This is a genomic window from Thermococcus sp. 21S9 (assembly GCF_012027635.1).
In the GTDB taxonomy this organism is placed as follows: Archaea; Methanobacteriota_B; Thermococci; order Thermococcales; family Thermococcaceae; genus Thermococcus.
In genome coordinates, this window is sequence record NZ_SNUS01000001.1 from 692578 (window position 1) to 709606 (window position 17029).

Genomic DNA, 17029 nt, shown 5'->3' on the forward strand with positions numbered 1-17029 from the left:
TGGTTGATTTCGTTCTCTTATTTCGGTGGGGATAATACTGAGATTTCCAGAAGCTTTAACTTCACGTGGCTGTTGTCAGCTCTGGCCTCTTTCCTAATAGTCTCGGCCATTCTGGCTTTCAACCTCGCAAGGCTCCTTGAGCGGTGGGGCTACTCGAAGAAGGACATTGTGCATCTCCCCGAAATCCTTGACGAGAACTCTGAAAATGTAAACTTCCTGAAGGCAGTTCGAGAGAGTGTCCATTACCATTTTACCTTCTGGGGTGTCTACGTTACCGTTTCGCCGGTTTACGGTCCGGTTAAATCAGCACTTTTTGTTATCTCAATTGTCGCTAAGGTTATTCTTTTATCTCCGCTCATGCTTCCTTTCTTCGTTTTAGTTGTTGGTATTCCTGCATTCCTTTATTTTGCCTCTAAGGGCGAACTGAACAAAGTTATGGGTCTTTTCGCGTGGATATTCTGGGTTTCTCTTGCTTCTCTTGTTCTACTTGGAATCCTGCGGTTCGTTGCTCTCCACGCCTCGGTTCCTCGGGGATACTCTGATTTTGGTACTTTTCGCGGTCCGCTCCTGCTCGTAGAGGATTACCCTATTTTCAGGGGCTTGTTCCTCCTTTCCACTCTCGGTGTTCTATCCGGAATCTCGGGTTACCTCGGTACACGGTATGGTAATCTGTCGCTCCTCGCGTTGCTTGTCATTGGAATCGTGAGTGTTTTCGTTGACGTTCGTCTTCTTGGAGTCTTGGTGGTAATCGAGTGGTAAAACTCAGAGGCGCATCTGAAGAAATGAACTTCTGTGTTCTCTTGTTCGCTCTTTTACTCTGGCTTCTTTCGTTTCATTCTCGTCGTTTTGATACTGTTAAAAATTGAAAATCCTACGAAAAAAACGTTATTGAATCTAACTTGTAAAAAGAAAAATTTATATATGGCGATTGTCGGCTCTCCTTGACTAACTGGTCGGTTGGTGGCCATGAACTGGAGGAAGACGACGTTTGGAGTCGTTCTGGTCTTCATGGTATTGAGCCTGCAGTTGATTGCGGCTCCGCAGGCCATGGCCATGAGCACTAACAATGCCAGCGTGACCTTCAGGAGGGCTGTGGTTGCTTGGTACGATGACAAGGGCAAGCTTCAGATGAACGTCACGTGGGTGAATGCAACATTAAACCTCACTAATTTGACTCATTCTCCCTGTGCTTGCCAGAACGCCAGTTCCTGCGGTGCTTTCAACGTGAGCGCTCACCTCAATGTTTCAATAACTGCCCTGTACAACATGACAAGGAAGCATGAACAGTTGTTGTTCATCAAGGTTACTGTTTACAATGCCACCTTTAACTACACCATATATAACCTTGTTTATAGGGCCGAGAGGAGTCAGTATAATTTTACGTTGATAACTAAAATCCTAACTGACCCGAAAACTGGAAAGTACACGGCTTTTGTTACTGGAATGAACATTGCTCCTGATGATAAGAACAGGGCAGTTCCTGTTGGGGATACCGTACTGGTGCTCGGTAACCTTACGCTTTCTGATTACTATTGGACTCTGAACAAAGTTCTTATGAAGCTTCGCAGGGGTGACGAGACGAGCTGGATTTGGGACAGGAGTGCTTACGAGTTAAGACACCTCTCACACTTGGTGAAGCTTAAACTACCGGAGTACAATGAAAAAGCAAACTTGGGATATGCTATGGTTATTGATGACTATTCAGCGTGTGTTCATCTCTGCGACTTGTCATGTACTGGGCTTTTTACCCTTGCCTGTATAGCCGCGGCAGGAAGTAGTGGGGGAGTGCTCTCATGGATTTGCTTTGCAGGGGGAATTGTATGCTCGGCTTTTTGTGGCCATATGTGTGGACAAGGCATTAGTAGCATAATTGGAGGGGCATCTTGCTCTATTGCATGTTCAAAAGGACTAGTACTGGCCTGTAAGAGCCCCTGTGGAATACTGGGAAGCGTTTGTGCAGACGCTTGTGGGGCGGTTTTGGCCCCTATATTTTGTCCCCAATTCTGTGATGCTTTACCCTACATCATTAAGGCTTTATTTTCGTGATATTTCTTAACTTTTTAAATTTCAATTTTTGAATCTATAAGTAAAGGGGGATTTAAAATGAAATTAAAATCGGGAAAAGACTTGTGCTGGAGGCTGTAACGGCTCCTTTGGTAATATGGGCCTTCATATGGGCGTGGTTTTACATTAATCCTCCTCACGATATTAGTCGGGAGAATTTCAACACCTCCTGGTTGCTGATTACTGTGGTTTCCTATTTTATAACTCTGGTTATTGTTGCTCTCTTTGTTGGAAGACTGCTGAAAAAAGCTGGATACCGGTTTGAGTTCAGAGAGCTACCAAGGGTTTTAAATGAAGTCGACCCTAAAATCATCGGTGATTCAACGAGGGACATCTTTAACATCGTTGCAATGTGGGGCGTTTTCAGCACTGCAGTCCTTGCATTCGGGGTTAAGAAAGGGACTATTTTTACCGTTGCTGTTTATCTTGTACTTTCCTCTATTGGACTTTTGCTAATGATTTCCATGCTGATATCTGTTTTGGGGACGGCTTTGATACTCTACGAGCTCCTTACCGGAAGACGGCTTTCCCATTCCTTTGAGAAGGCCCTACTGCTCTCGCTACTCTCCGGCGCTTTTCTTGTCCTTGTTCGTTTAATGTCAGGGTATCCCTGGGCCTTTAACATCACAGTAGTACGGCCACTTTTGAAGGTTTGTACGGATAATTATCTGTGCAAGAACCTCCTGTTGCTCTCTGCTTTAAACTCTCTGTACGGCCTTGTCGGAATTCTAATCCTACCCAGGAGGAGAAAACTTGGCCTCTTACTGCTCCTGATTATTGCTCTTGCCATCGCCCCCCTGCTTGTAAAGGTTTTTATCCAACTGCACTCGCTATAGTTCTGTCGTTTCTGCACTCCGTCCGTCTTTGGTTCTCCATTTTGGGGACGTTCCTCTGCGGACTTATCTTCTGATGCTGAAAGATGGTGCTATCTCTTGTAAGCTTTATAAATAACCTCCATCCACCTTTCTCCATGCCCAAGGTCGAGCTCAGGGAGAATCCGTCTCCAGAGGAAATAAAACTCCTCGTCGATTCGGCCGTTTCCTCCGAAGGAGTGCTTACCATATTCGCCCGCTGTCGGGTCCACTACGATGGCAGGGCCAAAAGCGAACTCGGCCCCGGAGACAGGGTGATAATCGTCAAGCCCGACGGCTCTTTCCTGATACACCAGAAGGAGAAGCGCGAACCCGTTAACTGGCAGCCGCCGGGGAGTGTGGTTAGGCTGGAGCTCCGCGAAAAGCCGGTTCTCGTCTCGGTCAGGAGGAAGCCGAGGGAAACGCTGGAGGTCGAGCTTGAGGAGGTCTACTTAATCACGGTCTTCCACGCTGAAGACTACGAGGAGCTCGCTTTGACGGGTAGCGAGGCGGAAATGGCCGAGCTCATCTTCGAGAAGCCGGAGGTCATAGAGCCCGGCTTTAGGCCCCTCTACCGCGAAAAGCCCATCAAGCACGGCATCGTTGACGTGCTCGGCGTTGACAAAGACGGAAACCTCGTCGTTCTCGAGTTGAAGCGCAGGAGGGCGGATTTGCACGCGGTCAGCCAGCTCAAGCGCTACGTCGAAACCCTCCGCGAGGAGCACGAGAACGTCCGGGGTATTTTAGTTGCCCCTTCGCTCACCTCCGGTGCCAAAAAACTTCTCGAAAAGGAGGGCCTTGAGTTCAGGAAGCTCGAACCGCCAAAGAGGGGCAGGAAATCGAAGGGAAGACAGCTCAAGCTGTTTTAACCCATGCTCATCTCGTGCGGGAAGAGCTCCCTAACCCTCGCCACGAGGATTCCGTCCCTTCTCTCGACCTCCACAACCCGCCCGAGGCCGACCAGCTTAACCTTTGCCCTGCAGACCGTTATTTCCCTCTCGTCGCTCTCCTCCCAGGGGACCCTCGTCTCAAGCTCTTTGGCCTCTATCAGCTCCGCGAGGAGACCTTCGGTTCCAGTGGAGACGTCGTCAAAGGGGTCGTAGGTGAGGAACAGCCTGAGGGCCTCGTCTATCGCCTCCTCGATGGCCAAAACGTTCCTCGCGCTCCTGAGCTCTATCGTTCGGTATGGGTTCCTCAAGAGCTCGTCCAAAACCCGTCTCGCGATTCCGGCTAGAATTACCGCCTCCATGCTACCACCTCACAGGTAAATGCTCTCGTACTGCTTCATCTCCTTCTTCCTCGCCTGCTCCATCTGCTCGTGCATCTTCCTGAGCTGTTCCTCAATCATTTCGGCCTCCTTGATGAGCGGTTCCGTCGAGACGTCAATCGGCGTGAGCTTCTTGAGGACCTCGATGACGTTGGCAGCGGCCCTCGGGTCGGGTCTGTCTCCAAACGTCTCGCCGAGGAGCACGTAGGCGTTCAACCCTCTCTTCCCGGCCTCCCAGAGGAGCTTTCCGCTCATCCCCATAATCGAGCCGTACTGGAGTATCTTCGCCCCTGCCTCTTCGAGCTCCCTGTTGAGTTCCTCCCTAGCTCCAACGCCCCACACTTCCATCTTCTCCTTGAAGAAGCCTATGCCGATTCCGCCGATGGAGATTACCTTCTCGGCCTTCATCTCGCTGAGGTAGCTTGCCAGTTCCCGCGCTATCTCGTTAACGAGCGTCGGGGGGACGTAGACGTCTGCGATGGCCACTATCAGGTTGTCCTTGCCGTAGAAGCGGAGCGGTGGGTTGGGCTTCCCCTCGAGGACTATGCTCATCGGCGGAATGAACGGACTCTCGACGTAGCCTATCATCTCCATTCCGAGTTCTTTGGCCAAAAAGTTGCCCGCTATGTGGCCTACTAATCCTATCCCGGGGTAACCCTCGATGAATATCGGGTTCTTTACCTCCGGCAGGACGAGCTTGACGGGTTTCTCCTCCATCTCACCACCCCCCGGAATATTTAGTTCCCAAAGGTTATTAAAGTTTCCGCCCTTCGTTTCCACTGGAAAGGCAACCCTTATATGAGTGGAGCGAGCATTTAACACGGTGATGACCATGCCGAGGATAGGCATCATAGGTGGTTCCGGGGTTTACGGCGTTTTCGAGCCGAAGGAAACTCTCAAGGTTCACACGCCCTACGGCAGGCCCTCTGCTCCGGTGGAAATCGGCGAAATCGAGGGCGTTGAGGTGGCCTTCATACCCAGGCACGGCAAGCACCACGAGTTCCCGCCCCACGAAGTTCCCTACCGTGCGAACATCTGGGCGCTCAAGGAGCTCGGTGTCGAGCGCGTAATCGGCGTTACGGCAGTTGGCTCGCTCCGCGAGGAGTATAAGCCCGGCGACATAGTGATAACCGACCAGTTCATTGACTTCACGAAGAAGCGCGACTACACCTTCTACAACGGCCCGCGCGTGGCCCACGTCTCGATGGCCGACCCCTTCTGCCCCGAGATGAGGAGAATCTTCTACGAGACAGCAAAAGAGCTCGGCTTTCCGGTCCACGAGAAGGGCACCTACGTCTGCATTGAAGGGCCGAGGTTCTCAACGCGCGCTGAGAGCTTCATGTTCAGGCAGTACGCCCACATCATCGGAATGACGCTCGTTCCCGAGATAAACCTGGCCAGGGAGCTCGGAATGTGCTACGCCAACATCGCAACGGTCACCGACTACGACGTCTGGGCCGACAAGCCTGTGGATGCCCAGGAGGTCCTCAAGGTCATGGCCGAGAACAACTACAAGGTTCAGGAGCTTCTCAAGAGGGCCATCCCGAGGATTCCGGAAGAGAGGAAGTGCGGTTGCGCCGATGTGCTGAAGACGATGTTCGTGTGAAGCCGGTTATCCTTTCTCTTTCCTCTCGCCTTGTCCAAGAACGGGGTTCTAATGGGTGAAACCTTTTTAACTTCCAGCGGAAACACACCCCTTTAAAAGGGGGTGGTTGGTGTGAGCATTCTCATCAGGAACGGTTACGTTGTTTACGGTGAAAACCCTGAAATTGTGAAGGCTGACGTTCTAATCGAGGGCAACAGAATCGTCGAGGTTAAGAAGGGAATCAACGAGAGCGCGGATACAGTCATAGACGCGACCGGAAAGGTCGTTTCGCCCGGTTTCGTTAACCTCCACACCCACTCGCCGATGGGTCTCCTTCGCGGTCTTGCAGATGATTTACCGCTGATGGAGTGGCTGGAGAAGCACATCTGGCCGAGGGAAGCCAAACTGACGCGCGAGCACATCAAGGTGGGAGCTTACCTTGGAGCACTCGAGATGATTAAGACCGGCACGACAACTTTCCTTGACATGTACTTCCAGATGGACGCGGTGGCCGAGGCAACCCTTGAGGCGGGCCTTCGCGGGTATCTCTCCTATGGCATGATAGACCTCGGTGACCCCGAGAGGACAGAGAAGGAGATTAAAGAGGCCCTCCGCGAGATGAATGCCATCGAGAGCCTCAACTCGGAGAGGGTCCACTTCGTCTTCGGGCCCCACGCGCCCTACACCTGCTCCCTGGCACTGCTGAAAGAAGTTAGGAAGCTCGCGGACGAGCACGGGAAGCTCATAACCATTCACGTGGCAGAGACGATGGCAGAGCTCGGAAAGATTCAGGAGCGCTATGGAAAGAGCCCCGTTGTGCTCCTCGACGAAATCGGCTTCTTCGGGAGTGATGTTATAATAGCTCACGGCGTCTGGCTCGACAGCAGGGACGTTTCAATCCTCGCGAGGAACGGCGTCACGGTTGCCCACAACCCCGGCTCCAACATGAAGCTCGCCAGCGGTGTGATGCCCCTCCAGAGACTCCTCAATGCTGGTGTCAACGTCGGCCTCGGAACCGATGGAAGTGCCAGCAACAACAACCTCGACATGGTCGAGGAGATGAAGCTTGCCGCTTTACTCCACAAGGTCCACAACCTCGACCCGACGGTTGCCGATGCAAGGACGGTTTTCAAGATGGCAACGGTGAACGGCGCAAAAGCTCTGCGCCTCAACGCCGGCGTCATAAAGCCCGGCTACTTGGCCGATGTGGTTATCTTCGACTTCAACAGGCCCCACCTGAGGCCGGTTCACGACATAGTGAGCCACATCGTTTACTCCGCCAACGGCAACGACGTTGAGACGACGATAGTTGACGGAAAGGTTTTAATGCTCGACCGCGAAGTTCTTACGCTGGATGAGGAGAAAATACTGAACAGGGCGGAGGAGGTGGCGCGTGAACTATCTTGACCTGTTCCTCGGCATTGCACTGCTCGTCTCCTACGTTCTCCTGTTTTACAACTACCACCTTACTGGCCGGAAGGCGCTCCTCTACTACTCTCTGGCCTGGCTGAGCCTGGCCGTTCCCGTTTTCTCCGCCGATAGGGGGGTTTACATCGTCGGCTTGGCCTTTTTCTCGGCATTCTTGTGGGCAGGTAACGTTGAGGCGATAGACGAGCTGACCCTGAACGATGAAACCGCGAGGAGCCTTCTCTACCTTTCGATACTCCCGGTGCTCATGGTTTTCCTCTTCTATCCGGAGCATGAGACGTCAACCTCTGTTCTACTCGGTCTTTGGATTGTGCTCTCGGCGGTTCTCCTGGCCATGTATGGGGGAAGGGTATTGACTCCGATGGCCGTCCTTCAGGGGTTCCTCGGTGTCGTCGTGGCTCTTTCGGGTCTGATTCCGTTCTTCCGGCTCCGCCTGGTTCCAGCTTTCATCGGTGTTGTCCTGGCCTTTGAGTCAATTAGAACCTTCCTGAGAACGTCTTTTGTGGGGGACTTCTCCATATGCTCCATCAAGGACGTGAGCCTCGATGAAAAGCCCGGTTTGTTCATGGTTCAGTCTCTCCCCGAGGACGTGCTCTCGTCGGCCCTCGTTTTCTCGCGGGTTCCGCGGGACGTCCCCAACTGGTTCTGGATAACGACCGTTCACGATGAGCGGGCAATTTCTCCTACGAACCTTCCCAAAATCCTTGATATGGCTGTCAAGTTCATGAAGGAAGCGGAGGAAGCCGGTAAAAAGCCAATCATCGTTATTGACGGCCTTGACTATCTCGTTCTTGAGAACGGCTTTTCCAGCGTGCTAAAGTTCCTCTCCGCGCTCAGAGACTATGCCCTCATCCACGGCGCGACGGTTTTCATAGTTGGAAGCGATAACTTCCTCTCTGAAAGGGAGAGAAAGCTCCTGAGAAACATACTGGGTGAGGGCAATGCTTGAGGTCGTCAAGGGCGACATTACCCGCTTTCCGGCCGAGGCCATCGTGAACGCCGCGAACCGCTACCTCGAGCACGGTGGTGGCGTTGCTTACGCCATAGCCAAAGCCGCCGCTGGAGACGTCCGCGAGTACATCAGGGTAAGCAAAGAAGCTATGCTGGAACAGCTTGGGAAGGGCTCAATAGAGCACGGTGAGGTCGTTGTAACGCCCCCGATGAGGCTTGAGCGTCACGGGGTTAAGTACGTCATTCACACTGTTGGCCCGTACTGCGGGGGAGTGTGGGATGCGGATAAGCGGGAGAAGCTCAGGAGGGCAATCCTCGGGGCCTTAAGAAAGGCCGACGAGCTGGGCGTTAAGAGCGTGGCATTCCCCGCCATAAGCGCCGGAATCTACGGCTGTCCGCTTGAAGAAGTTGTGAGGGCCTTCAAGGAAACCGTTGAGGAGTTCTTGAGGGAAGCTAAGAGCGTGGAGAAGGTTTATCTCGTTCTGTACTCTGACGATGCCTACCGGACGGCGCTCGAGGTTCTTCACCAAAAACGTTATTAAGTCCTCGGCCTTTTTCTATTCATTGGTGGTAACAATGGCATCATCGTGTAGGGAAACCGTCCTTAGGGTGGGTGTTGCCCTCGTCGTTCTCTACCTGACGGGCTTTTTAATCCTCTACGATGCCATACGGAAGATGATATGCCTCTCCGTCGATTGCAGTCAGTACTGGGGTCCCTACGCATCTGAGAGCCCGGTCTACGGTCTCGACTTTTTTGTGATGGTCTTCATCGTTGGAACACTGTTCCTGACTGCCGTGCTCTACTACAACGCCCTTCCCACGGCGAGCGAAAAGGGGAAGGAGGAATCTTAAACGACTCGTTAACTCTCATAATCCCATTTTCCCATTCTGTTGTGAGGTTACTCTTTTTCTTGGGCGTTTCCTTGGCGGTATTTTGACCTTCCCGACGACTGAAAACGATTTAATACGTTGAACCCAACAATCAACGGTGATACCATGAGAATCGAGGACGTTTACGTCTGGGACATCAACGCCAAGTGGCTCGGCATAACCCCTCACCAGCTCATGGAGAACGCGGGAGCGGGAGTAGCGAGGACGATAGAGGAGCGCTTTGGAAAGGGCCTCAGGATTGCGGTCTTCTCGGGAACCGGGAATAACGGCGGGGACGGCTTCGTCGTTGCGAGGCATTTGAGCTTCGAGAACGACGTCACGGTTTTTCTGGTTGGAGACGAGGCGAAGATAAGGAGCGAGGAAGCCAGGCACAACTGGGAAATCCTGAAGGGTCTTGACTTCGTGAAAATCAAAGTTCTCAAGGATTCCACCTACATAAGGTCCCTCGACCTGAGCGGTTACGACGTCATCGTCGATGCCCTCCTCGGAGCGGGCACGAGGGGCGAGCCGAGAGAGCCGGTACGCTCGGCAATCGAGAAAATCAACGAATATAGTGGGAAGGCAAAAATCGTCAGCGTCGACCTGCCGAGCGGTTACCCGAGCGACGTCCGCGTTAAAGCTGACTTCGCAGTGACTTTCCAGTGGGACAAGGAGGAGTACGAGGGCTTTGAGAGGGTCGTAGTTAAGATAGGCTATCCCAGGGAGCTCTACCACCTCGTCGGGCCGGGGGATGCAAAGTTCGCGCTCAGGAAGAGGGGCCAGCACAAGGGGCAGAACGGCAGGCTTCTGGTCATCGGTGGCAGTTCAAGCTATTACGGCGCACCGTACCTTGCCTCCAGGGGGGCGAGCTACCTCGTCGACCTCGTTTACCTCGCGATGCCGGCCGAACCTGCGAAGAGGATAAGCGACCCGGACCTGATTCTGAGGCCCTTCCCGGGCGGGGACTTCTCGAAAGAGCGCCTTGATGACCTTCTCAAGCTGACCGAGAAAGTAGATGCGGTTGTTCTCGGTCCAGGGCTCGGTCTCGCTGACGAAACAAAGGAGTTCGTTAGAGAGTTCGTGAGGCGCTGTGAGAAGCCTATTGTAATCGATGCTGACGGACTGAAGGCGATAGCCGAGGATTTGAGCGTTCTCAAGGGTAAGACCTTCGTCCTCACGCCCCACGCAGGTGAGTTCAAAGCCCTCTTCGGCGTCAAGCCCCCAGAGGAGCTGATTGAGCGCGCCAGGCTTGTCAAGGAGAAGGCCCGGGAAATCGGTGGAGTAATCCTCCTCAAGGGGGCATACGATATCATAAGCGACGGAGAAACCTGGAAGTACAACAGAACAGGCAACCGGGGAATGACGACCGGTGGAACGGGTGACGTTTTGGCCGGCCTCGTCGGGGCCCTGCTCGCTCTCGGAAACTCTCCTCTGCGGTCGGCCTCGGTTGGTGCCTTCCTCAACGGCCTCGCCGGCGACGTGGTGAAAGAAGAGCTTGGAGAAAACTTCACTGCCCTTGAGCTCGCGAAACGGATTCCAAAGGCCGTAAAATGGGTGGAGGAGTTTTGACTTTGTCCTCCTCTGTCCTGTTTTTAGCTTTTGAGTCCGGACTATATCTCTATCAGCTTCTTGACCTTCTTGGCCATTTCGCAGAGTTCGCAACTCTGGAGGAAGACGAGCATGTTGAGAAAGTGGAAGAGCTCTATCTCGCTCATCTCCACGTTGGCCTCGGATATCCTCCGGATTATATGCTGTGAGTTGAGCTCAATCTCATCCAGAATTTCCTTTACGAGCATCCTGAGCTTTTCCCTGTCCTTCACGTGAATCCCGGCTTTCTCGAGTATGTTCACGAGCCTGTCCGCCTCTACCTGAAGGTAGGCCTGACGGAAGTTCTCGATGCTCTCGTGCGGTTCGGCTTTTATGAGGAAGAGCCTCGCGGTTCTGCCGTAGAGCTTCTCGTTGCCCTCAGTCCCGAGTTCCTCAACGAAGCCGGCCTTCTCAAGGGCCTTTATGTGGCGGTAAATGGTTGTTCTGTCCCTGCCTATCGCCATGCTGAGCTCCCATATCGTCATCGGCCTCTGCCTGAGGAGCTGGAGTATCTTGAACCTAGTCTCCTCCGACAGGACCTTAACCTTCTCGGGCTGGGTTATGATTAGAACTTCCCTCACTCAGTACTCCTCCAGCTTGTCCTGCGGGGTTTCCTCCTCCTCGACGATTCTCCTCCCCGCGGCAACCATATCGATGCTGTGCACCACACCGCCGAACTCCTCTATCGTCCTGACTATCTCGTCGTAGTCGAGGTCGTCGCCCATTATCGTTATCTTGACGTTCTCCGTCTCCTTGTCAATCTCGACGAGCGTGATGTTGACTCCCTCGACTCCCTCGAGCTCGCTCAGTCCGAGGGCCAGCTCCGTGACTATCGGCTGGTGGGGCTTGAGCACGTCCAGCACGAGAAGCCTTATTCCCCTCGCCATATCAATCACTTCTTGAGCAGTTCACCGAGCTTCTTGAGGAGTTCGAGGCTCTCCTCGTCGCGTCCCATCCTGGCCATCGCGAGCCAGTCTATGGCGTGGATTATGTCCTCGTTGGAGAACTCCTTGAGCCTCTCCTCGTTGGCCTCAATCTCCTCTGAAATCTCGGTCTTGAACTCGTGCTCCTTCTTGAGGAGCTCGTCCATAACGTTGAGGAGCTCGCCCTCGTCAAACTCGTAGCCGAGGGCCCTGAAGATGTCAAGCTTCGTCTTGAGCTTCGAGCGGGCGAAGTACCTTAACTCCTCGTCGCCGAGATAGAGGTTGATGTAGAACGCGTCGGCGGTCCTTCCGTAGTACTTTTCAACCAAGTTGCCCTTCATCTCGGTCCTCTTGACCTCGACGAGGCCCGCTTCCTTGAGCTTCTCGATGTGGTGGTAAACCGTCTGTGGAGTTTTTCCGAGAATTTCGCTGAGCTGTGAAATAGTCATCTCCCTGTTCCGCAGTAGGGCTAATATTTTTCTCCTCGTGTCCTCAAGCATCAGCTTTATGACTTCTGGATCTGTTATCACCTTCACCTTAGACATTATGACCACCCAATCTTAACGCTCCAACGTTTCTTTAAACGCTCAGGTGTTTTAACCTTTTCCCCGCCGGTAGCTTTATATATGTAAAGGGGAACCGCCTTTAAAAAGTCTCCTGGATAAAACGTCCACCCTCGGAAGCCTTAAATAACATCGACCGAAAAAACTTCGGAGGTGGTTGCATGGGGAGCCTCGACTTCCTGTTTTACCCCAAGAGCGTCGCTGTCATAGGTGCCTCCCACGTGCCCGGGAAGGTTGGAAACGCCATAATGCGCTCGATGACACTTCGCTTCAGCGGCAAGGTTTATGCCGTCAACGTCAAGGGCGGTGAAATCGAAGTCAACGGGAAGAAGTTCAAGGTCTACAGAAGCATCAAGGAGATTCCCGATGAGATTGACGTCGCGGTCATCGCGGTTCCTGCCAAGTTTGTGCCCGACGTTATAGACGAGTGCGGTGAGAAGGGCGTCAAGGGCGCGATAGTTATCTCCGCCGGCTTCAAAGAGGCCGGAAGGGCCGACCTTGAGGAAGAACTCGTTAAGCGCGCCAGGAAGTGGGGAATAAGGCTCGTCGGTCCGAACTGTCTCGGCGTCACGAACCTCGAGAACGGCTTCGACTGTAACTTCAACCCGCCAGAGAGGCAGGCCAGACCGCCCTTCGGAAAGGTCGCCTTCATGAGTCAGAGCGGAGCCTTCGGAGCGGCAATCCTCGACTGGGCCGCGAGGGAGAAAATCGGAATGAGCAAGTTCATCAGCCTCGGCAACATGGCGGACCTCGACGAGAGCGACTTCATGGACTACCTCGGCGACGACGAGAAGACGGGCGTTATAACCGGCTACCTTGAGGGTGTTAAGGACGGAAGGAAGTTCCTCGAGACGGCAAAGCGCGTTACGCTCAAGAAGCCCGTCGTGATTCTCAAGAGCGGAAGGACCGAGGCCGGTGCCAAAGCGGCCGCAAGCCACACAGGCTCACTCGCGGGTTCCTACGCGATTTACAGGGCCGCCTTTGAGCAGAGCGGTGTTCTGGAAGCGACCACGATGAGACAGCTCTTCAACTACGCGAAGGTCCTGGCAATGCAGAAGCCGGCCAAAGGCGACCGCGTCGCGATAGTCACCAACGGCGGTGGAGCAGGAGTTATGATGAGCGACGGCCTGCTCGAGCGCGGTTTGAAGATGGCGGAGCTTAGCGAGGAGACGCTTAAGAAGTTCGAGGAGGACGTCAAGGCCGGAAAGCTCCCGGCTCACATGTCATACAAGAACCCGATTGACGTTATAGGCGACGCCCCGTCGAGCAGGTACGAGATAGCCATGCGCTACGCCCTCGAAGACCCGAACGTTGACGTTCTCGTCGTCATCGCGCTCTTCCAGAGCCCGGCCCTCGACGAGGGAATCATTGACGCGGTCGAGAGAATGAAGGCCTACGGCAAGCCGATTGTCTTCGTCGCCCCCGGTGGAGACTTCCCGCACAAGATGGCGAGGAACATCGAGCAGAAGGGCATTCCGGTCTACGAGACCACCGAGGACGCGGTCGATGCCGTCTATGCCCTCGTCAAGTACGGCGAGTGGCTCAGGGAGAACGGAAAGCTCTGAGCCCTTTTTCTTTCTCTCTCACTTTCAGGTTTCTGTATTCCTTGGAAAATGGCTTTTTGTAGGGGATTTTGCTTGGAACGGCGTTCTTATGTCGTTGGAAATTGATTTTCGCTTTTTCAAAATCGTGACGTTTTGTTTTATTTTTGATAACTAATGTAACGGATTTATCTTGCGATTCTGGACAGGGACTTCCTTAATCCCGAATTTCTCTACAACCTGTTAAAAACACTTTGTTTTTTCGTTAAAGCTTTTTCAACATTAGATTTTTGAAACACTCGTCTAATTAACTCCTGGAAATCTCACGTGCATTGTTGTCTATTCTGTTCTTCGGAAGGTTTTTGATTTGTACTGCCCTGTTTGGGGTGGCTCCCTTCTCCAATTCCAAGGCATTACAGACGTTCTTTTCAGGGGATTTCCAGAAAGGCTTAAATATTGGGGGCCATTCTTCCTTTGTTGGGCGGAAGAATGAATTTCGCGCCCTGTTGCAATAAGACTCTAGGAGAATTGAAAGGTCTCATCTGGGGTTGGCTCGTGGCATTCTTCCTCTAGTTGCAATAAGACTCTAGGAGAATTGAAAGTGTTCACGAGGGTCCTTGTTGTCGTCTCTGTGAATCTCGGTTGCAATAAGACTCTAGGAGAATTGAAAGGGAAACTACCTCGCTTTCTACATAACTGCAGAGGACTTCAGTTGCAATAAGACTCTAGGAGAATTGAAAGCTTCTAAATCGGACGGCCTATACACGATAGTTTTCACGTTGCAATAAGACTCTAGGAGAATTGAAAGACATCTGGGGTCTCTCGGAAGAGCGCGCGACGGAAATGTTGCAATAAGACTCTAGGAGAATTGAAAGTTGAAGCCCCTCTCTACCCATCTGAGCGAGTAGCCACCGGTTGCAATAAGACTCTAGGAGAATTGAAAGAACGAAAAAAAATACAAGCTCGCAATCCGCGACCTGGGTTGCAATAAGACTCTAGGAGAATTGAAAGTTTGAGGCCCTCGACGAACTGCTCAAGGTCTCCCGCGTTGCAATAAGACTCTAGGAGAATTGAAAGAGGTAAATCATGCCCAGGCCTCCCAGGACCAAAATGGGTTGCAATAAGACTCTAGGAGAATTGAAAGAGAAGCTTAGCGATAGCTTTTGAAGAGCGGAAACCAGTTGCAATAAGACTCTAGGAGAATTGAAAGAGAGCTGACGCCTCTTCGACATCGCGAAAGGCTCTGGGTTGCAATAAGACTCTAGGAGAATTGAAAGCAAGAAACGCGCGAGAAAACCCGAGGAGGCGGGCTCAGGTTGCAATAAGACTCTAGGAGAATTGAAAGACCGCTACAGTGTACTGCTGTAGCTTAGTGATAAGTGTTGCAATAAGACTCTAGGAGAATTGAAAGTCGCGTCAAACCAGCTCATCAGCCCCTTTAGATAGTGTTGCAATAAGACTCTAGGAGAATTGAAAGGTGAAGGGGGGAACAGCGATGAGAAGGGCAGGATTGGGTTGCAATAAGACTCTAGGAGAATTGAAAGTTCTATCTCCTGAGCCCAGAGACCGGCTCAAGCGAGCTGTTGCAATAAGACTCTAGGAGAATTGAAAGTGAGGACAATCTGAAGAAGGTTTTGGAGGGATGATTTGTTGCAATAAGACTCTAGGAGAATTGAAAGTGGGGTTTTCGGGGGGGTGTGGCCTCTTTGGCTACACGGTTGCAATAAGCCTCCAGGAGAATTGAAAGAAGAGCAGGCCACGGACAGGACAACCTGAAACCTAAAACTCAAATCTCAACCCACGTGAAGTCCCTCGCGACCTCGCCCGGAATCCCTGCTTCCCTGACCTTCTTCTCCAGAACTTCATGGGGGTAGTTGCTGTGACTTATGTGCGCGAAGACGGTGTAGCCTGCCCCGACCCTCTTCGCCAGTTCTATCGCCTCCCGGACTCCAAGATGCGAGCAGGGAATGGCTTCCCTGTGGGTCATCTCGGCTATAAGCAGGTCGGCCCCTTCCATGAGCTTTATTGCTCTTTCATCCTTCAGAATCTCCGGCCCGGTGTCACCGGTTATCGCTATCCTCTTCCCCTTCACCTCGATGACGAAGCCACCGGCAGTTACCGTGTGGGTTACGGGGAAATGAACTACCCTCATCTTTCCGATTCTCGTCTCCTCCCAGAACTCAAGCTCGTCGTAGCTCCACTCGTGTCCCTCTGGACTTTCTGAGCCGAATGCAAGCTTCGCCAAGCTTTTCGCGACTTCCAGTGCTTTCCTGTGGGAGTAGAACTCAACGCGTCTGAAGACCTGAAGGTCCGGTAAGCCGAAGACGTGGTCGAAGTGGCCGTGGGTGATGAGAATCCGCTCCACCTCCCTGTTCAGCCTCTCCAGGTGGTAGTGCAGGTCTGGACTCGGGTCAACGAGCGTCTCCTCGAAATAGAGCGAAAACCGCGTTCTCCTTAAGGCCGGATTAATCCTCGCCCGCGAGCAGTTCTCGCATGTGCAGAGGGGCTTCGGCGTCCCGCTGTATGAACCCGAGCCGAGAATCACGACCTTCATTCCCTCACCCCGCTCTCCTCTCTGCTCACCGTTAGGGTTCCGAGGGTTATTAAGGCTAAGCCCGCGAGGTGGTAGGGTGTTACACTCTCGCCGAGGAGCGCAATCGAGACGAGCACCGTCAGAGCGGGCGCGGGCGTTAAAATGGCCGTCGCCTTCGAGAGGTTAATCCGCGCTATCGCCAAATACCAGAGGCTCTGTGTGAGCGCTATTATCAGCCCCTCAGCAAGAGCCAGCTTCGTGAAGGCGAAGCCGGTAATAAAGGCAGGAACGAGGAGGAGAAGCCCGCCGAAGGTGTTCCTCAGCGTTGCTATCGTCACCGGGCTGTAATCGGTTCTCTTGGCTATTGCGTGCCCGAGCTGCCAGAAGAGGGGAGTTAGGAGTAGTAGAACGTCGCCCTTCAAAAGTTCAGGTCTCTTTCCCTGCGCGACCACGAGGAAGACGCCCGCGATTAGAGCTAGGGCCGAAACTACCGCCCTTCCGGTTATCCTCTCCCTCAGGAGGAGCCACGAGATGAGGAAGGAGTAGAAGACTTCGAAGCGCGTGAGTATCGCCGAGTTTACAGCAGTGCTCAGCCTCGTCCCGTAGGAGAAGAGAGAATAAGCTATTGCCGTCGCGAAAAGGCCCGTTAGAAAGGCCTTCCTCAGCTCGGCCGGTCTATCCCGGATTTCTCTCGCCCGACCGCCGAGCAGTAGGAGGGACCAGAGGATTAGCGAAGCTATTAGAGCCGACAGCGAGGCGAATGCGAAGGGATTAACTGGATTGGCCTTGATTACGGCCGGCTCGAGGCCGAGCAGGACCAGCACAACAAACGCTAACAGCGTCCCCTCGGTTTCGCGGTCCATGGG

The 17029-nt window shown here is 53.1% G+C and carries 18 protein-coding genes and 1 CRISPR repeat array; of the genes, 11 read left to right on the forward strand and 7 right to left on the reverse strand.

Annotated features, from left to right (window positions below; all coding sequences use genetic code 11):
- The first annotated feature begins 72 nt into the window (after positions 1 to 72).
- From E3E28_RS04040 to nucS, 4 genes are all read left to right on the forward strand, one after another.
- Positions 73 to 759, forward strand: a complete 687-nt coding sequence (locus E3E28_RS04040) for a hypothetical protein (RefSeq protein WP_167914121.1) — start codon at positions 73 to 75, stop codon at positions 757 to 759.
- Between the two features lie 207 nt (positions 760 to 966).
- Positions 967 to 2046, forward strand: a complete 1080-nt coding sequence (locus tag E3E28_RS04045; protein WP_167914122.1) for a hypothetical protein — start codon at positions 967 to 969, stop codon at positions 2044 to 2046.
- 83 nt (positions 2047 to 2129) lie between these two features.
- Positions 2130 to 2900 carry a hypothetical protein gene (locus E3E28_RS04050; RefSeq protein WP_342764468.1) on the forward strand — a complete coding sequence of 257 codons (771 nt, stop codon included), beginning with the start codon at positions 2130 to 2132 and terminating at the stop codon, positions 2898 to 2900.
- A 134-nt stretch (positions 2901 to 3034) separates the two neighbouring features.
- On the forward strand, positions 3035 to 3784 hold the full coding sequence (nucS, locus tag E3E28_RS04055; protein WP_167914123.1) for an endonuclease NucS: 750 nt from the start codon (positions 3035 to 3037) through the stop codon (positions 3782 to 3784).
- On the opposite strand, the gene E3E28_RS04060 is transcribed toward nucS, so the two are convergent.
- The gene (locus E3E28_RS04060) at positions 3781 to 4164 is read right to left on the reverse strand and encodes a DUF473 domain-containing protein (protein ID WP_014122819.1); all 384 of its coding nucleotides are present in this window, start codon (positions 4162 to 4164) and stop codon (positions 3781 to 3783) included. The two genes, nucS and E3E28_RS04060, sit on opposite strands and share 4 nt — an antisense overlap.
- Before the next feature lie 9 nt (positions 4165 to 4173).
- The gene (locus E3E28_RS04065; protein ID WP_167914124.1) at positions 4174 to 4899 is read right to left on the reverse strand and encodes a proteasome assembly chaperone family protein; all 726 of its coding nucleotides are present in this window, start codon (positions 4897 to 4899) and stop codon (positions 4174 to 4176) included.
- A 115-nt stretch (positions 4900 to 5014) separates the two neighbouring features.
- Here E3E28_RS04065 and E3E28_RS04070 point away from each other — a divergent pair, with 115 nt between their 5' ends.
- From E3E28_RS04070 to E3E28_RS04095, 6 genes are all read left to right on the forward strand, one after another.
- Positions 5015 to 5788: an S-methyl-5'-thioadenosine phosphorylase gene (locus E3E28_RS04070; protein ID WP_167915193.1), complete on the forward strand. Its 774-nt coding sequence runs from the start codon at positions 5015 to 5017 to the stop codon at positions 5786 to 5788.
- Positions 5789 to 5899: 111 nt separating this feature from the next.
- Positions 5900 to 7174 carry an amidohydrolase family protein gene (locus tag E3E28_RS04075; RefSeq protein WP_167914125.1) on the forward strand — a complete coding sequence of 425 codons (1275 nt, stop codon included), beginning with the start codon at positions 5900 to 5902 and terminating at the stop codon, positions 7172 to 7174.
- Positions 7161 to 8144 (forward strand): DUF835 domain-containing protein, encoded by a 984-nt coding sequence (locus tag E3E28_RS11270; protein ID WP_167914126.1) that lies wholly within the window; start codon positions 7161 to 7163, stop codon positions 8142 to 8144. Before E3E28_RS04075 ends, E3E28_RS11270 begins: the two co-directional genes overlap by 14 nt.
- Positions 8137 to 8688, forward strand: a complete 552-nt coding sequence (locus E3E28_RS04085; RefSeq protein WP_167914127.1) for a [protein ADP-ribosylglutamate] hydrolase — start codon at positions 8137 to 8139, stop codon at positions 8686 to 8688. The genes E3E28_RS11270 and E3E28_RS04085 overlap by 8 nt, the downstream gene beginning before the upstream one ends.
- 25 nt (positions 8689 to 8713) lie before the next feature.
- Positions 8714 to 8998: a hypothetical protein gene (locus E3E28_RS04090; protein WP_167914128.1), complete on the forward strand. Its 285-nt coding sequence runs from the start codon at positions 8714 to 8716 to the stop codon at positions 8996 to 8998.
- A 144-nt stretch (positions 8999 to 9142) separates the two neighbouring features.
- The gene (locus E3E28_RS04095; RefSeq protein WP_167914129.1) at positions 9143 to 10585 is read left to right on the forward strand and encodes an NAD(P)H-hydrate dehydratase; all 1443 of its coding nucleotides are present in this window, start codon (positions 9143 to 9145) and stop codon (positions 10583 to 10585) included.
- 41 nt (positions 10586 to 10626) lie between these two features.
- Here the strand turns inward: E3E28_RS04095 and E3E28_RS04100 are convergent, their stop codons facing one another.
- The 3 genes from E3E28_RS04100 to E3E28_RS04110 are packed head-to-tail and all read right to left on the reverse strand — an operon-like array spanning position 10627 to position 12071.
- Positions 10627 to 11184 (reverse strand): transcriptional regulator, encoded by a 558-nt coding sequence (locus tag E3E28_RS04100; protein ID WP_167914130.1) that lies wholly within the window; start codon positions 11182 to 11184, stop codon positions 10627 to 10629.
- A complete protein-coding gene (locus E3E28_RS04105; RefSeq protein ID WP_042692064.1) occupies positions 11185 to 11490 on the reverse strand; it encodes a DUF211 domain-containing protein in 306 nt (101 codons plus the stop codon). It abuts the gene before it with no gap.
- A gap of 5 nt (positions 11491 to 11495) precedes the next feature.
- Positions 11496 to 12071: a winged helix-turn-helix domain-containing protein gene (locus E3E28_RS04110; protein ID WP_167914131.1), complete on the reverse strand. Its 576-nt coding sequence runs from the start codon at positions 12069 to 12071 to the stop codon at positions 11496 to 11498.
- Between the two features lie 179 nt (positions 12072 to 12250).
- Between E3E28_RS04110 and E3E28_RS04115 the strand changes: the two genes are divergently transcribed.
- Complete coding sequence (locus E3E28_RS04115; RefSeq protein WP_167914132.1) at positions 12251 to 13654, forward strand: acetate--CoA ligase family protein; 1404 nt, start codon at positions 12251 to 12253, stop codon at positions 13652 to 13654.
- A gap of 481 nt (positions 13655 to 14135) precedes the next feature.
- A CRISPR array of direct repeats spans positions 14136 to 15377; the repeat unit is 30 nt; unit sequence GTTGCAATAAGACTCTAGGAGAATTGAAAG.
- 39 nt (positions 15378 to 15416) lie between these two features.
- Here the strand turns inward: E3E28_RS04115 and E3E28_RS04120 are convergent.
- On the reverse strand, positions 15417 to 16184 hold the full coding sequence (locus tag E3E28_RS04120) for an MBL fold metallo-hydrolase (protein ID WP_167914133.1): 768 nt from the start codon (positions 16182 to 16184) through the stop codon (positions 15417 to 15419).
- Positions 16181 to 17026, reverse strand: a complete 846-nt coding sequence (locus tag E3E28_RS04125; protein WP_167914134.1) for a DMT family transporter — start codon at positions 17024 to 17026, stop codon at positions 16181 to 16183. Before E3E28_RS04125 ends, E3E28_RS04120 begins: the two co-directional genes overlap by 4 nt.
- Positions 17027 to 17029: the final 3 nt, after the last annotated feature.

Bases quoted from the DNA above. Each gene is read 5' to 3' on its own strand.
- E3E28_RS04045 (WP_167914122.1), top strand. From the start codon at position 967: ATGAACTGGAGGAAGACGACGTTTGGAGTCGTTCTGGTCTTCATGGTA.
- nucS (WP_167914123.1), top strand. From the start codon at position 3,035: ATGCCCAAGGTCGAGCTCAGGGAGAATCCGTCTCCAGAGGAAATAAAA.
- E3E28_RS04060 (WP_014122819.1), bottom strand. From the start codon at position 4,164: ATGGAGGCGGTAATTCTAGCCGGAATCGCGAGACGGGTTTTGGACGAG.
- E3E28_RS04065 (WP_167914124.1), bottom strand. From the start codon at position 4,899: ATGGAGGAGAAACCCGTCAAGCTCGTCCTGCCGGAGGTAAAGAACCCG.
- E3E28_RS04070 (WP_167915193.1), top strand. From the start codon at position 5,015: ATGCCGAGGATAGGCATCATAGGTGGTTCCGGGGTTTACGGCGTTTTC.
- E3E28_RS04085 (WP_167914127.1), top strand. From the start codon at position 8,137: ATGCTTGAGGTCGTCAAGGGCGACATTACCCGCTTTCCGGCCGAGGCC.
- E3E28_RS04095 (WP_167914129.1), top strand. From the start codon at position 9,143: ATGAGAATCGAGGACGTTTACGTCTGGGACATCAACGCCAAGTGGCTC.
- E3E28_RS04105 (WP_042692064.1), bottom strand. From the start codon at position 11,490: ATGGCGAGGGGAATAAGGCTTCTCGTGCTGGACGTGCTCAAGCCCCAC.
- E3E28_RS04110 (WP_167914131.1), bottom strand. From the start codon at position 12,071: ATGTCTAAGGTGAAGGTGATAACAGATCCAGAAGTCATAAAGCTGATG.
- E3E28_RS04115 (WP_167914132.1), top strand. From the start codon at position 12,251: ATGGGGAGCCTCGACTTCCTGTTTTACCCCAAGAGCGTCGCTGTCATA.
- E3E28_RS04120 (WP_167914133.1), bottom strand. From the start codon at position 16,184: ATGAAGGTCGTGATTCTCGGCTCGGGTTCATACAGCGGGACGCCGAAG.
- E3E28_RS04125 (WP_167914134.1), bottom strand. From the start codon at position 17,026: ATGGACCGCGAAACCGAGGGGACGCTGTTAGCGTTTGTTGTGCTGGTC.